Source organism: bacterium (assembly GCA_016716565.1).
Classification (GTDB): Bacteria; Bacteroidota; Ignavibacteria; order Ignavibacteriales; family Ignavibacteriaceae; genus IGN2.
The window spans coordinates 659,906-675,433 of the sequence record JADJWC010000001.1 but is presented as its reverse complement, the minus strand read 5'-3'; the positions used below and the strand labels follow the sequence as shown (position 1 = coordinate 675,433).

The following is a 15,528-nucleotide window of genomic DNA, read 5'->3' as shown; positions in this document are numbered from 1 at the left end:
TTGGGTTATTAATTAAGTGAAAACTTTAAGTATATATTAAAGATTCAATTTTGTCATTCAATAATTCAGTAAGCGATGGCTTATCTTTGATTATTTTTACATTGAGGTCCTGATATGAACTTACAACATCATCTGAAGCTGAATCAACAAAAACTATAAAAGGAATCCTGATGCTCTTATGTTTATTCCTGGCTGATTTTATTAACTGCAAACCATCCATCAATGGAAGATCATGTTCAATAATAACAAGCGACGGGGATTTTGCTGAAATAATTTCGATTGCTTCAAATCCGTTTTCGGCTTTAAGCACCTGGAGGTTCGGATAAAATTTTGAAATTCCTTCTTCGAGCTGATTGATATCTGTCGGATCATTTACAACAAGCAAAATATAGCTTGCTGCTGAAGGAAGAGTAAAATGAAACTCACTTCCTTTTCCCTCAGTTGAAAAATACCACATCTCTCCTCCATGCTTCTCAACTATTAACCTGGATAACATAAGCCCAAGTCCGCTTCCCTTTTCACCCTTTGTCCCCTCGGTAGAAAAAAGTCTTCCAATATTAAAAATTTTTTCCTTGTTGGTTTCTGAAATACCGAAACCACGGTCTTTTACTATAAATTCAGTGAAGTTGTTGTTGTAAATATTCGCCGATATTTCAACCGATTCATTTTCATATGAATACTTTATAGCATTACTGATGAGATTCATAAATATTTTTGTTACAAGCCGTTCATCTGCATCAATAAAAAACGAGTCAGGTATGCTGACATTTGTATGAATATTTTTGCGAATAGCCTGAGCCGTTAGATACGATATGCAGCTATACGCAATACTCTGTGCATGAAGTCTTTGTATATCTGTTTTTATTTTTCCGGTTTGGATCTGCGCCCAGTCAAAAAGATGATTTATGAGCTGAAGCTGGTTGTTTGAAGAATCATAAATGAACTTCACATATTCGATTTTATCTTTTTCGGGTAGCTTAGTTTCGTTGAGTATTATTTCAGAAAAACCGAGAATACTTGTAAATGGTGCCCGAAGGTCATGTGAGAGTATAGAGAGAAAATTATCCTTTGATGAATTCATCGATTCAAGATGTTCATTCTTGCTCTTTAATTTCTCCACTAATTTTGCATGATCTGAAACATCCGACACCAACCCAATTTTATTTATGATATTTCTGTTTTGGTCACGGATTATTTTTATTTTCTCAGAAAGATGAACGACTCTGCCGTCTTTTCTTGTTATCCGGTAATTTAATTCAAGTATATCTTTCTCCGAATCCTGAAGCCATTGATCAATTGTCTTTCGATAGTAAGTCAAATCATCCTGCAGAATTAAAGATAACCATCCGCCCAGCTCATTCAACTCGGTGCTGGTGTATCCTGTAACAGCTTGCAAATTTTCGGAAAATAAAACAGCCGGATCATCACCACCTTCGATCCAGAAAAACTGCTCATTGAAGTGACTTTGAATTTCATCAAGGCTGAAACCTGCGTTTTTCTTCTTTTTACTCAAAGAACTTTGACTATCCTCTGCTTTCTTTTCTAAAACACATACTTCAATAATAAAAAATAATTCCAACTTATAATATAAATTAAGTTGGCACAGAACTTTAATAACTTTGGAGTTGTTTTTAAAAGATATTTAATTCAAGAATTAATTTATGAAATACCAATTTTTAACCATTATTATCCTTTTAATTTCGGCAATAACAACATTTGCACAGGAATTAACCGGCTCTATGTATGGAAAAGTGATTGATAAAACTTCCAATGAGCCTTTAATCGGTGCTAATATAATTATTCTGGGAACTGACCTGGGTGCTGCTACTAATGCACAAGGTGAATTTGTTATAAACAACATTCCGCCAAATACTTATCAGGTTCGGGCCTCAGTTATCGGCTACAACAGCGTTACAAAAACTGACATCAGTGTTATGCCTGGTAGACCTGCAATCGTTAACTTCGAACTTACAGTTACGACAATTGAACTGGAAGGAGTAGTTGTTCAAAGTGATTATTTTATTAGAAACCCAATTGAAGTCGGAAGTATTAAAGGTTTCAGCAATGAGGAAATAAGAAGAAGTGCCGGAGGATTTGAGGATGTGGTGAGAGCAGTTTCAATTTTACCCGGTGTAGCACAAGCTGATCCGGGAAGAAATGATTTAATTGTCCGCGGCGGTGGTCCTTCAGAAAATTTATATTTAATAGAGGGAATTCCCGTTCAGAATATTAATCACTTCGGAACACAGGGTGCAACAGGAGGTCCGCTCAGTTATATTAATCTTGATTTTGTAGATGCTACAACTTTTTCAACAGGTGGATTTTCAGTTTTGAATGGAGATAAACTTTCATCTGTTCTCACCATTGACTTTCGTGAGGGAAGAAAAGATAAAATTGGTGGGAAAGGAACTATCTCGGCAACTCAATTCGGACTTGATTTGGAAGGACCCGTAACTCAAAACTCGACCTTCATCTTTTCCGCAAGAAGAAGTTATCTTGATTTTATATTCAAAGCAGCAGATTTCTCATTCGTTCCTGAATACTACGATGGCTTTGCAAAATTTGACTGGACGATAGATAACAGAAATTCAATTTCGTTTTTACTAATCTCAGCTTTCGATAATGTAAAATATTTTAATGACACAGAAGATCAGAGATACGATAACTCGAGAATACTTGGAAGCGACCAAACACAATATGCAACAGGATTATCTTATCGCCATTTGTTCACAGATGGTTTTTTGAATCTTACTTTGAATAGAAATTATGTTGATTATAACACTCAGCAAAGCGATTCACTTCTGAATCCGATATTCACTAACAACTCATTAGAAAAAGAAAACACTTTAAAGGCTGATCTCATTTACAAGCTTTCAAAAATTACAGAAGTAAATGCTGGTATTTCAGGAAAGCTCATCAATTTTGAAGCAGATGTTTTTGTTCCTGAGTTTGTAAGTACTTTCGGGGACAGTATTCCGACAACGAGCATAAATGCAAATGAGAATTACAGCAAGTTCGCGGCTTATACAAATTTAAATTTCTTGTTGATTGACAGATTAAACTTAAATCTTGGAGTGCGTGCTGATTATTTCAGTCCCACTACAACTGCAAAAACATTTTTCAGTCCGCGTTTTTCTGCTTCTTACAGATTGACTGACATAACCTCGTTTACGTTCAGCACAGGTGTTTATCATCAATCACCTTCTTACATCTGGCTTGTTGGAAATGAAATGAATCTCGAATTAAAAAACATTCGTGTTAATCAATATGTCCTTGGAGTTGATCAATATTTTTCTGCTGATGCATTATTCAGAGTTGAAGGATTTCTGAAAGATTACTTTGATTATCCAACAAGTCTCCGGAGAACTTATCTGATTATGGCTAACACAGGTGCAGGATTTGCAGGTTCCGATGAAAACTTTGCTTCATTCGGATTAGATCCTTTAAACTCAGAAGGAACCGGCCTTGCAAAAGGATTTGAAGTATCGCTTCAGAAAAAACTTTCGGAAACTCCTTATTACGGAATTCTCAGTCTAACTTACAGTGAGGCTAATTTCACTGCACTGGACAACGTGGAGAGAATAGGAAGTTACGACCAGACATGGATATTTAACATTAGCGGTGGCTACAAAATAAATGAAGAGTGGGAAGTTGCAACCAAATTCCGTTACTCAACCGGCAAGCCTTACACACCTTACAATTCAAATGGAACACAGAGCGTCGATCAGATAAATACTTTACGCTTTCCTGTGAATCATAGTCTTGATGTGCGTGTTGATAAACGATGGTTCTTTACCGGATGGACTTTAATTACTTATGTTGATATTCAGAATATTTACAATAGAAAAAACATTACCGGAATCAGATGGGATCAGCGAACACAAGAACCTGAGTTTAATGAAACGATTGGAATACTTCCCTCTGTTGGTATAAGTGCAATGTTTTAGATTACAAAAACTTTTGCAATATCTACCAAAAGCGAAGGTTGGTTAATAAGTGCAGTTGTAAATAATCTTCCGAGGGTTCTCTTCTCATAAGGAACTTTGTTGAAGGCATGTGCAATGTTGTTAAACTTTTCATCTGAAAAATTGTATATGCCTTCTTTAATTCTGTTGAAGGTCTCGTGTCGTTTACCGAGTCTATCTGCCCATGCTTTGTCGTAATTTAAGATATGTTCGAGCTTGTTCATTTTGATTGCTTCAGCGGCAATGGTCCCTGCAATTTTTCCGCCGATCATTCCCGAAGCAATTCCTCCACCGCTTAAAGGATTAACCTGTCGTGCTGCATCTCCAACAAGCATTATTCCCGGTGCAGAAATTTTTTTTAGTGTGATTGCACAAGGAACTCCACCGGCAATTTTAGTTAACACCGGTGCATTCGGATAATGCTTGTTCATAAAGTCATCGAGAAAAGATTGTGCGGATTTTTTCTTTCCGATAATTCCACTCACTCCGAGACCAATGTTTGCTTTGTTGTGTCCTTTTGGAAAAACCCAGAAGTATCCGTTTGGCGCAACATCCTTCCCGAAATAAAAATAAAGTGTGTTTTGATCTACAGGAATATTAGCAGCAGTAATTTGAACAGCGCTTTCCATATCACGAAAATCAATATGAGTTTCAAGTCCTGCCCAACGACCAACACGTGATTCAACTCCATCAGCAGCAATTACAACTTTCGCTTTTACTTCTTTTTGTTCTCCATGAAACTCATATTTAACTCCGACTACTTTACCATCATCAAACAACAAATTATTAACATAAGCACGCGTGAGAATTTCAACTCCTGCATCAGCAGCAGTTCGCGCAAGTTCGTAGTCAAATATTCGGCGCTCAAGAACGTAACCTGCTTCACCAAAATCAAGAATTACTTCTGTGCCATCGGGAGCGTTGAATGAAAATTTACTTATCTTTGTTGCAATCCATTTATCATCGGAAGGAATAAATTCTTCAACACCTACTTTACTAATTGCTTCACCGCATCGGACAGGATAACCAACATCTCTGTCCTTTTCCAGCATTAAAACTGAAACTCCCTGCTCAGCAGCAAACCGTGCAGCCATTGATCCGGCAGGTCCAGCACCAACTACTATTATGTCGTATTCTTTTTTCATTTTACTCATTTTTTTCTGTCATGCTGATTATCATTTTAACTTTAGAGTCTACAGTCTTCAATTTACAGTCTGCAAATCTTTATAAATATTTTTCGGGATTTTCGATCATATGATTCAACATTCTACCTATTTCCTCAGATCTTTCGATGAAATTTTTGTATTTAATCTTATCGATGTACTTGCAGCTTAATGAAAAATCCAACCATACTTGTGTCTCTGAGTTTTCCATATCCGCATCAGTCATTTTTGATACGAAGTGAGCCGGATACTTTCGCTTTCTGTATCCTTCGGCTATCGAAGAACAGACACTTCGCGATGACTTTCTTATTTGAATTATTAAGCCAAATTTTTCTTCATCAGGATACGATTTAGTCAATTCAAAAATATCCATTGCCAGTTTGAATGCTTTTTGATAAACCTTTAAGTCTCTGAACGTGCTCATCCCGATACTCTAAATTAATCTGTCTTGTAGACTGCTGACTGAAGACTGCAGACCTCCAGCTTAAAATGAAAACTCATTTCACCACCACACCTTCTTTATTAAACTTGATTACCTCAATCGGACAGGACCAAACACACTTAGCACAGTTAGTACATCTTGGATCAATGATAAAAATCTCTGCTTCCTTAAGTTCAATTGCATCTTCAGGACAAACGCCGACACAACAGCCGCAAAAGTCACACTTATCCGGAAGTATTTCAATCATTAGCTTGCCTGTTTTTGCCTGACGATACATATTAATTCAGAATGGAAAATTTATAATGTAGAATGATTGTCAATTGCTCAACTCTTCTCTAATTCTCTTTTTTTCTCTTTCAAGCTCGTTATTACTTTTCATCAGCTCTAATAATTTCGATTCATCTTCTGTCAGCTCAATCTCTCTGCGATTGGATTGAATCCGTTTTTCGATTCTTTCAATTACAAATTTCATCACAGTGTCTTTTGCATATTTCATTAAAGTCATTTCGGTTGTGATACTTGGGAATCTATCTTCCCAGCTGCTGCTGACCGAATATTTATCAAAAGTAAGTTCACGAACATACACCTCTTTCTTCTCGTCTTTAAGCACACTAACCAGGTCGCTTGTTGTAAAATTAGAGTCGTTCTCAAATTCACCTTTTACCAATTCAAATAATTCTCGATTGATTGAACCGCTGAAATCTTCCGGTTGCAAGTAAGCAAAAACAAGTTCTGCGACTGGTTTCTCCGCCTCGAATAATAACTTCAGAATTTCTTTTTCCAGATTGTAAATAACGGGTGATATCTCAGTTGTCGCATCGATAAATGTTGTAGTAGTTTCTTCGAATTTTCTTTGCTGTATTACCCTCACATCAGTTTTCTCGAACCGCTTTACCTGCTTAATTTGTTTATCAAGTTCCGATTCGAGAAGCTTTTCCCGCAGATTAAACTTTTTGGCAATATTTCTAATCAGCAGATTTCTTTTTAGTTCATCGTCGATCAATGCAACCGGCTTTACTAAATCTCGAATTGCTTCTGCTGCTGTTGAAGCATCTTCAAACTTACCGAGTGATTCATAATACTTTGTTTCATATTCTAAAAAGTTTTCCGCTTGCTTAACCAGTTCTTCAAATTCTTCTTTGCCGAATTTATTCACGAATGAATCAGGGTCTTCTCCTTTCGGCAGCGAGACAATCTTTATTTCCATATCACGCTTAAGTAATATTTCGATGCTTCTCATAGAAGCTTTTATTCCGGCAACGTCAGCATCAAAAAGAAGAACAACATTTTTTGTGTATCGTGATAATAGCTGGACCTGATCATCTGTCAATGCAGTTCCTGAAACAGCAACAACGTTTTTAATTCCACTTTGATAAAGTGAAATCAAATCCATATAGCCTTCAACAATAATCGCTTTGTCAAGTCTTCGAATATCATCTTTTGCGAATGAAAGTCCGTAAAGAATTCTTCCTTTAATATAGATGAGTGACTCGGGTGAGTTTATATATTTTGCACCTGTATCTTTCGGATCGAGAACTCTGCCTGCAAACGCGACTACTCTTCCATTTGGTGAGAAAATCGGAAAGATTAATCTTCCAGGAAGTTTATCAAACAACTTTCCTTCCGAATTTTTTCCAATCAATCCAAGTTGAATGCATTTATCAATATTTAAATTTCTGCTCCTAGCATAGTTGATAAAATTTTCCCATCCCCGCAAAGTGTAACCCAAACCAAATGTTCGGAGTGTTTGTGTTTTTATGTTTCTATCGTGAAGATACTTTCGTGCAACTTCTCCCTCGGCATCATTTAAAAGATTATTCAGAAAATATCTTGCTGCTTCTGTGTTGATATCATAAAGAACTTCCTGCTCGGATTGCTGCTCAGTGAATTCCTGCTTATCAAATTCAATCGTAATTCCCTGCTGCTCCGCAAGTTCCTGCACGGCTTCAACAAAAGAAATTTTATGAAATTCGGTTAAAAACTTGAAAACATTCCCGCCAGTGTGACACCCAAAACAATGAAATATCTGTTTCTCTTCACTAACTGTAAATGAAGGAGTTTTTTCTGAATGGAACGGACAAAGTCCGATAAAATTCTTACCCCGTTTACGCAGTTGAACCTGCTGTGATATCACATCAACAATATCAACTGAGTTTCGAATTTCTTCTATTTTCGATTCGGGTATTCGCATATTTGTTTAATCAATTCAATCGTAAATATAATCGTTATTTTTATCATTTGTGAAGTATACTATACTAACTTTTTCACAGCGAATCATATTTCATATATTTGTAAGCAAATTTGAATTGAAGAATGATAAATCCCGCTAAAAATAGTTTCCTGGTTTTCCTTCCTAAAAAAGATTTTAATGAGGAAGAATACATTACTGTAAAGAGAAGATTATTGAAATCCGGCAATAATATTTTTATTACTTCTGATGATCATTTTGCTTGTGCTGGCAGCAAAGGAATGAAGGTTAAATCAGATACAAGTTTTTATAATGTGAATGTGAATAATTTCGAATCATTTATTTTGATTGGTGGGTCGGGAAGCAAAGCTTACTGGAAAAATGAAACACTACACAAAATCATAAAAAAGTTCTTTGAGGCAAAAAAAGTTGTTGCTGCAATCTGCTCATCGCCAATTACTCTGGCAAAAGCAGGCATTCTTCAAAATAAAAAGGCAACTTGTTTTGCAGAAGACAAAATGGAACTAATTAATGCTGGAATTGATTATCAGGATAAGAATGTAGTTATTGATGGAAATATAGTTACCGCAAATGATGCACGTTCAGCTCTGCAATTTGCTGAAGCTGTTCTACATCTTACAAAATAATTTTTAGGAATATGTCTGAGACAATAAAAAAATACTGTAACAGTTTGACTGAATACTCCCGATATAAAACCCGTGAAGTGAAAATCGGAGACGTTCCGCTCGGTGGAAATAATCCTATTCGTATTCAATCTATGACAATAACAGACACTATGAATACAATTGCAACCGTTGAACAAACTATCAGAATGGTTGAAGCAGGATGTGAATACGTCCGGATAACTGCACCAAGCATTAACGAAGCAAAAAATCTCGAGAACATAAAAAAGGAATTACGCGCAAGAGGGTATAAAGTTCCATTGATTGCAGATATTCATTTTACACCAAATGCAGCTGAACTTGCCGCAAGGATTGTTGAGAAAGTCAGAGTAAACCCTGGAAATTATGTTGACAAGAAAAAATTTGAGCAATTTGAATACACCGATCAGGAATACCAGGAAGAGCTTGAAAGAATAAGAGAAAGGTTCACTCCGCTTGTAAAAGTTTGTAAAGAATATGGGACAGCGATGAGAATCGGAACAAACCACGGTTCACTTTCAGACAGAATAATGAATCGCTTTGGCGACACACCGCTCGGCATGGTTGAGTCTGCATTAGAGTTTGTAAGAATTTGCGAAGATCTTAATTATCACAGCATTGTTTTGTCAATGAAAGCAAGCAATCCGCAAGTTATGGTTCAAGCTTACAGATTGTTGATACAGAAGATGGAAGAAGAAGAAATGAATTATCCAATTCATCTCGGAGTTACAGAAGCTGGTGGCGGTGAAGATGGAAGAATCAAATCTGCTGTTGGAATAGGTGCTCTTCTTGAAGATGGAATTGGAGATACTATCAGAGTTTCGCTGACTGAAGATCCTGAATATGAAGCTCCGGTTGCAATTTCTTTAGCTAATCGATACAAGAACAGAGCAGATCATAAATTAATCGTTCCTGTATCTGAAATTCCCATCGATCCGGTTACTTATAAAAGAAGAGAATCCTTTGAAGTTATGGGAATCGGAGGCAGTAACGTACCCGTTGTCATCGCTGATTACAGCTCAATAGAAATTTCTAATCAAAAGGAATTGGTAGATATTGGCTACAAGTACGATGAGCCATCTGACAAGTGGTATCTTGCAGATGCTGCAGCAGATATAATTTATCTTGGCAAACAAAATATCAAATTTGAACTGCCGGAAAATCTGAAACTGATTATTAACTATAACGCTTGGCAAAAACTTGATTCAAAAAAATTGAGATTTCCGATTTTGACAAAAGATGAATATCTGAAGAATGAAACACTGTCGGATCAAATTAACTTTTTAAAGTTGAAATTAAATGAACTCAGTGATGAAATTACAGAGAAAATTAGAAACGACAGGAAACTTATACTTGTTATCGAAACTGATAACGAACACGGAATGGCAGAACAAAGAAGATTTTTCTTTGAGTTGATCAATCGAGGGATTAAAAATCCAGTTATTGTTAAAAGAGATTACGATAATATTTCACTTGATGAAGTACGGCTTTATTCCTCAACTGATTTTGGCGGATTGTTGATTGATGGTTTTGGAGATGGAGTTTGGCTTACTGCTGACAAAGAAAAATCTGAAATTGAAAATCGAATCAAACGTACATTTGTAAAAGAATCACAAGAAAAATTTATTAATCGAACTCTTTTCGGAATTCTACAGGCAACAAGAACTAGAATTTCGAAAACAGAATACATCGCTTGTCCATCCTGCGGTAGAACATTATTTGACTTGCAGGACACAACAGAGATGATAAGAAAACGCACCGAACATCTGAAAGGCGTTAAGATCGCGATAATGGGCTGCATAGTAAATGGTCCCGGAGAAATGGCTGATGCTGATTATGGGTATGTAGGTTCCGGTGTGGATAAAATAACTCTTTACAGAGGAAAGGATATAATTAAAAGAAGTGTCCCTTCTTCTCAAGCGGTTGATGAACTGATTGGATTAATTAAAGAGGATGGAAACTGGTTAGAACCTGTGAAAGATGGTGTTTACTGACGATTTTCGCAGGTTGTTACTTCAAACTTTTTCTACTATATTTTGACACTTAAAATGATACTAATAAGAAAGACAAACTTAAAATACCTTGATATTGCCGAAATAAGGGATAATAAAATCCCGGGGGTATAAAAAAATTAACGAAATGCACTTCAAACAGAGAAGTGCATTTTTTTTTGAAATGACCGGAAAAGAGATAATTAAATATCTGGAAGATTGGGCGCCAAAAGGAATTGCCTGGGAAAAAGATAATGTTGGACTACAGGTTGGTAATCCTAATCATAAGGTTAAAAATATTTTACTTAGTCTTGATATTAATGATGAGGCAATCAAGTACGCAATAAAAGAAAACTGTAACTTTGTCATTTCACACCATCCGCTGCTTTATCATCCTCTTAAAAATCTTGATTTCTCTGGAAGTAAAAATGCTAAACTTATTGAGCTGATGATAAAAAACAATATCACATTATACTCAGCACATACAAATCTTGATTTTACAAAACACGGTGTTAGTTATCAACTTGCCAGGAGACTTGATTTAAAAAATATAAACTTCTTAAAAAACCTCAAGGAAAATCAATTTAAACTTTGTGTGTTCGTGCCATTAACTCATATTAATAATGTTGCGGATGCAATGCATCAGGCTGGCGCTGGAATAATCGGTGAATACTCTCATTGCAGTTTCCGAACTATTGGTACCGGAACATTTAAAGGCTCGGAGCTGAGTAATCCATCTGTCGGTAAAAGAGGAAGCACAGAATCTGTCGATGAGGTAAAGCTGGAAGTCTCAGTGGATGAATGGAAACTTTCCCAAGTGATTAATTCTATGAAAAAAGAGCATCCGTACGAAGAAGTTGCATACGATGTTTATCCTTTAAAGAATGATAACATTAACTATGGAATCGGTGCGATCGGGGATTTGACTACGCCAATAAAGTCAAATGATTTTTTAAAATTTGTTTCTTCCAAATTAAAAACAAACGGTTTACGTTACGCAACAGGAAAGACTCAATCAATTAAAAAAGTGGCTGTGTGCGGCGGTTCTTGCGGCGAATTGCTTGATGAAGCTATTAAGCAGAATGCCGATGCTTTTATCACAGCAGATTTGAAGTACCATACTTTCCATGATGCTGAGGGTAAAATATTATTAATCGATGCCGGGCATTATGAAACAGAAGTGCCGATACTTGATGAAATTAAAAGAAGATTAGATTCTTTTTTAAATGAAGAAAGAAAAATAAAAGTTTTAAAGTTTAAAGGTTCGACGAACCCAATAGTTTTTTTTAACAATACAGGAGCTAATTAACATTGTACGACAGACTAAAAGTGCTTTATAAGCTGCAGCAGATTGATAATCAACTCGATGAGCTTGAAGATCTTCGTGGTGATCTTCCAAACATGGTAAGAGAGCTTGAAGAAAAAATTGCTGATTTCGTTTCTGATATCGAAACAAAAGAGAAAGAACAGAAAGACTCTATCGTAAAAAGAGATGAGAACGAAAACGAAATTGAAAAACTGAAAGAGAATCAGAAAAAATTTAAAGCTCAACTATATCAGGTAAGAAATAACAAAGAATACGATGCACTTACCAAAGAAATTGATCATACCGAAGAACAAATAAATAAGCTTGAATCCGAGAACAATTCTCTTGCTGATAGAAGCAAAGTTCTGACTCTTGAGATTGAGGAAATCACACCAAAGGTTGACGAGCTAAAAAAGGAACTGAAGGAAAAAGAGGCTGACCTGAAGGACATAGTAAAAGCTAACGAACGGGAAGAATCAAAGCTTCTTGAAGAGAGAAAAAGATTGAAGCCCAAGTAAAGAAAAACGATCTATCTTCATATGTGAGAATTCGAAAAGCAAAAAAAGGAATGGCTGTTGCAACAATAAAGCGATCGGCTTGTTCCGGTTGTCATAATATTGTGCCTTCTCAAAGGCAGCTTGAAATCCGAAGAAATAACAAGCTTTTCTTTTGTGAATATTGCGGACGCATTCTGGTTTCTTCTGAAATCGCTGAAGATGCCGCTAAATAATTCAGATTTCCGAACGTTATTTGCTGATTTCGGAAAATCAATTTTGTATATTTGTCTCAGTTAATTAATAATAAGGGTTCGTTAATTTTTTCGGATTCTTAAATTGTCTAAAAAAGTTTTGAAGAAAAATAGAATAGTTCAATCCGGGCAATCGCTCACATTAAATAATTATTGTGAGAGGAAAGTCCGAGCTTCATAGAACAGGGTGCCGGGTAACGCCCGGAGTTCCGTTTTACGGAATATTGACAGTGCCACAGAAAACAAACTTCCCTGTGAGATCATAATCTCATAGTTGAGTAAAATTTTGTAAAGATTATCTCACGGGGTAAAGGTGAAAAGGCGGGGTAAGAGCCCACCGCTCCAATAGTAATATTGGAGGCATGGTAAACCACACCCGAAGCAAGATCAAATAGGGAGATCGTTTTTCCGGTTATTGCTGGAAAAGCGGGGTTGTTCGCTTCGCAGATCTTCGGGTAGATCGCTGGATTCTGTCAGTAATGGCAGAACAAGATAAATGATTGCCATCTGGCTACTGCTGGATACAGAACTCGGCTTACAGGATTGAACTTTTTATTTGTTCTTTCAGAAGATTGAAAATTCCTATGGGACGAAAACACTGGAAAATAAAAGATGTGTCTGATGAGCTTTCTATGCAAAGGCTTACAGATTCACTAAACATCTCCCCCATTCTGGCAAGACTGTTGGTTTTGAGGGATATAAAAACCTTTGGCCAGGCAAAGCAATTTTTCCGTCCTTCAATTGAATCGCTCTACGATCCTTTCCTCATGGATCAAATGGAATCAGCAACTACTCGTGTTATTACCGCACTCACAGAAAATCAAAAAATTTGCATTTACGGCGATTATGATGTTGATGGCACATGTGCTACTGCGTTGCTCTATATGTTTTTAAAGGAACTTGATGCCAATGTTGAGTTTTACATTCCCCGAAGACTTGAAGAAGGTTATGGACTCTCTACATCTGCAATAGATAGTGTTAAAGAAAAAGGAACGCAGCTGATGATTGCTGTTGATTGTGGAATCACAGCAATCGTTGAAACAGATTATGCAAATCAGCTTGGAATCGATGTTATTATATGTGATCATCACCAACCAAAGGATGAGATTCCAAAAGCATTTGCAGTTCTTGATCCTTTAAAACCCGGATGTAATTATCCATTCAAATATCTCTCGGGAGCTGGAGTTGCTTTTAAACTTGCACAAGGTTTGTGTGAAAGAATTGGTAAACGCGGACTTCCTTTAAAGTATCTTGATCTTGTTGCACTAGCTGGTGCAGCAGACATCGTTCCTCTTGTTGATGAAAACAGAATTCTTGTGAATGAAGGTTTAAATCAAGTTAATGCCAATCCTCGTCCCGGAATTGAAGCACTTATTGAAATGAGCCGACTTCAACCTGGTCAATTATCATCCGGCCAAATAGTTTTTACTGTTGCACCAAGAATAAATGCAGTAGGACGATTAGGCGATGCCGAACGGGCAGTAAATCTACTTGTTGCAACCAACAAAAAAGAAGCACTGAAACTTGCTGAAGTGCTTGAGACCGAAAATTATGAAAGAAGAAAAATTGACGTCGATACTTTTGAAGCAGCAAAGGAAATTGTTGAGTCGGAAATTGATCTCGATGAGGAACTCGCCATCGTTTTGCATAATGAAAACTGGCATCCGGGTGTAATTGGAATTGTAGCTTCACGTCTCGTTGAAAAATATTACAGACCTTCTGTACTGCTAACTACAATCGATGGAATTGCAAAAGGTTCTGCAAGAAGTATAAACGGGTTTAATATTTACGAAGCACTTCAGAAATGTGACGATCTGCTTTTACATTTTGGAGGTCATCAGGCAGCAGCAGGACTTGCAATGGAACTTGACAAAGTTGATGAATTCAGAATAAGACTTAATGAAGTTTTAAGATCATCAATTACAAGTGAAGATCTTTCAGAAGAAATTTCAATTGATTCCAAAATCAGATTTTCAGAAATAACACCAAAGTTTTTACGGATTCTTGAACAGTTTGCACCCTTCGGACCAGGAAATCTGAGACCGGTTTTTCTAAGTGAAAATGTTCGTGTCGCAGGTCTCCCCAGAATAGTCGGGAACAATCATCTGATCGCTAGCTTTAAACAGGGCGGCACTGATAAGATATTCGATTCTATCGGATTCAATATGGGTGATCATTTTGATCTGCTTAGAAATAATAACTACGAGTTTGATTTGGTATTTTCAGTAGATAAAACAATTCGAGAAAACAGAATTTATCCGCAACTAAAATTAAAAGATATAAAAGCTAGAACTTAAAGGAGATCATTCAATGTCGGGGCATTCAAAGTGGGCAACCATCAGAAGAAAAAAAGGAGCGCTAGATGCAAAAAGAGGAAAACTCTTTACAAAATTAATTAAAGAACTAACCATTGCTGCACGTGAAGGTGGAGGCGATCCTAATGGTAATCCAAGACTCCGGCTTGCAATCGATAACGCAAAAGCCGCAAATATGCCGGCAGACAATATTGATCGTGCAATAAAAAAAGCTACCGGTGAACTTGAAGGAACAACTATTAGCGAATTAACCTACGAAGGTTACGGTCCTGGCGGAATTGCAATTCTTGTGGAAGTTGCTACTGATAATAAAAACAGAACTGTTGCTGAAGTAAGACATATTTTCAGCAGACATGGCGGGAATATGGGTGAAAGCGGTTCGGTTGCATGGATGTTTGAGAAAAAAGGAATTATCTCTTTGCCAAAGCAGGGCAAATCAGAAGATGAGATAATGGAACTCGCATTGAATTCGGGTGCAGAGGACATGAAATCTGAAGATGAATATTTTGAAATTCAAACCGATCTGGAATCTTTTGAGCCGGTACGGAAAGCTCTCTCAGATAAAAAATTTACGATGGATAATGCGTCGCTACAGTGGATAGCGAAAAATACCATCAGTATTTCTGGTGAAAATGCTGAGAAGATGATGAAGCTGATTGAAGGACTAGAAGATTGCGACGATGTTCAGAATGTTTATTCCAATGCTGACTTTGACGAGGAATTCCTAAAGCAGCAGTCCTGATTTAAA

At 36.7% G+C, this 15,528-nt stretch carries 11 protein-coding genes, 1 other RNA gene and 1 pseudogene; 8 read left to right on the top strand and 5 right to left on the bottom strand.

Features of this window, described 5'->3' with window-relative positions:
• Window positions 1-25: 25 nt before the first annotated feature.
• Entirely contained in the window at window positions 26-1,513 is a 1,488-nt protein-coding gene (locus IPM14_02990) for a PAS domain-containing protein (protein ID MBK9097084.1), read from the bottom strand.
• 148 nt (window positions 1,514-1,661) lie between these two features.
• Here IPM14_02990 and IPM14_02985 point away from each other — a divergent pair, with 148 nt between their 5' ends.
• Window positions 1,662-3,947, top strand: a complete 2,286-nt coding sequence (locus IPM14_02985) for a TonB-dependent receptor (GenBank protein ID MBK9097083.1) — start codon at window positions 1,662-1,664, stop codon at window positions 3,945-3,947.
• Here IPM14_02985 and IPM14_02980 read toward each other — a convergent pair.
• The 4 genes from IPM14_02980 to IPM14_02965 form a co-directional block, all read right to left on the bottom strand.
• Window positions 3,944-5,119: an NAD(P)/FAD-dependent oxidoreductase gene (locus tag IPM14_02980; protein ID MBK9097082.1), complete on the bottom strand. Its 1,176-nt coding sequence runs from the start codon at window positions 5,117-5,119 to the stop codon at window positions 3,944-3,946. The genes IPM14_02985 and IPM14_02980 overlap by 4 nt on opposite strands.
• 70 nt (window positions 5,120-5,189) lie before the next feature.
• Window positions 5,190-5,552, bottom strand: coding sequence for a four helix bundle protein (locus IPM14_02975; GenBank protein MBK9097081.1), 363 nt, complete (start codon window positions 5,550-5,552; stop codon window positions 5,190-5,192).
• 73 nt (window positions 5,553-5,625) lie between these two features.
• On the bottom strand, window positions 5,626-5,817 hold the full coding sequence (locus IPM14_02970) for a 4Fe-4S binding protein (protein MBK9097080.1): 192 nt from the start codon (window positions 5,815-5,817) through the stop codon (window positions 5,626-5,628).
• A gap of 69 nt (window positions 5,818-5,886) precedes the next feature.
• Entirely contained in the window at window positions 5,887-7,761 is a 1,875-nt protein-coding gene (locus IPM14_02965; protein ID MBK9097079.1) for a DNA primase, read from the bottom strand.
• A gap of 122 nt (window positions 7,762-7,883) precedes the next feature.
• On the opposite strand from IPM14_02965, the gene IPM14_02960 reads away from it, so the two are divergent.
• The 7 genes and pseudogenes from IPM14_02960 (at window position 7,884) to IPM14_02930 (ending at window position 15,522) form a co-directional block, all read left to right on the top strand.
• Window positions 7,884-8,405, top strand: a complete 522-nt coding sequence (locus IPM14_02960; GenBank protein MBK9097078.1) for a DJ-1/PfpI family protein — start codon at window positions 7,884-7,886, stop codon at window positions 8,403-8,405.
• Between the two features lie 11 nt (window positions 8,406-8,416).
• On the top strand, window positions 8,417-10,414 hold the full coding sequence (gene ispG, locus IPM14_02955; GenBank protein ID MBK9097077.1) for a (E)-4-hydroxy-3-methylbut-2-enyl-diphosphate synthase: 1,998 nt from the start codon (window positions 8,417-8,419) through the stop codon (window positions 10,412-10,414).
• Window positions 10,415-10,595: 181 nt separating this feature from the next.
• Complete coding sequence (locus tag IPM14_02950; protein ID MBK9097076.1) at window positions 10,596-11,720, top strand: Nif3-like dinuclear metal center hexameric protein; 1,125 nt, start codon at window positions 10,596-10,598, stop codon at window positions 11,718-11,720.
• A gap of 2 nt (window positions 11,721-11,722) precedes the next feature.
• Window positions 11,723-12,447, top strand: a pseudogene (locus tag IPM14_02945) (hypothetical protein).
• A gap of 135 nt (window positions 12,448-12,582) precedes the next feature.
• Window positions 12,583-13,019, top strand: an RNA gene (rnpB, locus tag IPM14_02940) — RNase P RNA component class A.
• 30 nt (window positions 13,020-13,049) lie between these two features.
• Entirely contained in the window at window positions 13,050-14,762 is a 1,713-nt protein-coding gene (gene recJ, locus IPM14_02935) for a single-stranded-DNA-specific exonuclease RecJ (GenBank protein MBK9097075.1), read from the top strand.
• Window positions 14,763-14,775: 13 nt separating this feature from the next.
• Entirely contained in the window at window positions 14,776-15,522 is a 747-nt protein-coding gene (locus IPM14_02930) for a YebC/PmpR family DNA-binding transcriptional regulator (protein MBK9097074.1), read from the top strand.
• The last annotated feature ends 6 nt before the right edge of the window (window positions 15,523-15,528 follow it).

What these genes read in the sequence shown, in the direction of transcription:
- IPM14_02985 (MBK9097083.1), top strand. Translation starts at nt 1,662, where the DNA reads ATGAAATACCAATTTTTAACCATTATTATCCTTTTAATTTCGGCAATA.
- IPM14_02980 (MBK9097082.1), bottom strand. Translation starts at nt 5,119, where the DNA reads ATGAGTAAAATGAAAAAAGAATACGACATAATAGTAGTTGGTGCTGGA.
- IPM14_02975 (MBK9097081.1), bottom strand. Translation starts at nt 5,552, where the DNA reads ATGAGCACGTTCAGAGACTTAAAGGTTTATCAAAAAGCATTCAAACTG.
- IPM14_02970 (MBK9097080.1), bottom strand. Translation starts at nt 5,817, where the DNA reads ATGATTGAAATACTTCCGGATAAGTGTGACTTTTGCGGCTGTTGTGTC.
- IPM14_02965 (MBK9097079.1), bottom strand. Translation starts at nt 7,761, where the DNA reads ATGCGAATACCCGAATCGAAAATAGAAGAAATTCGAAACTCAGTTGAT.
- IPM14_02960 (MBK9097078.1), top strand. Translation starts at nt 7,884, where the DNA reads ATGATAAATCCCGCTAAAAATAGTTTCCTGGTTTTCCTTCCTAAAAAA.
- ispG (MBK9097077.1), top strand. Translation starts at nt 8,417, where the DNA reads ATGTCTGAGACAATAAAAAAATACTGTAACAGTTTGACTGAATACTCC.
- IPM14_02950 (MBK9097076.1), top strand. Translation starts at nt 10,596, where the DNA reads ATGACCGGAAAAGAGATAATTAAATATCTGGAAGATTGGGCGCCAAAA.
- recJ (MBK9097075.1), top strand. Translation starts at nt 13,050, where the DNA reads ATGGGACGAAAACACTGGAAAATAAAAGATGTGTCTGATGAGCTTTCT.
- IPM14_02930 (MBK9097074.1), top strand. Translation starts at nt 14,776, where the DNA reads ATGTCGGGGCATTCAAAGTGGGCAACCATCAGAAGAAAAAAAGGAGCG.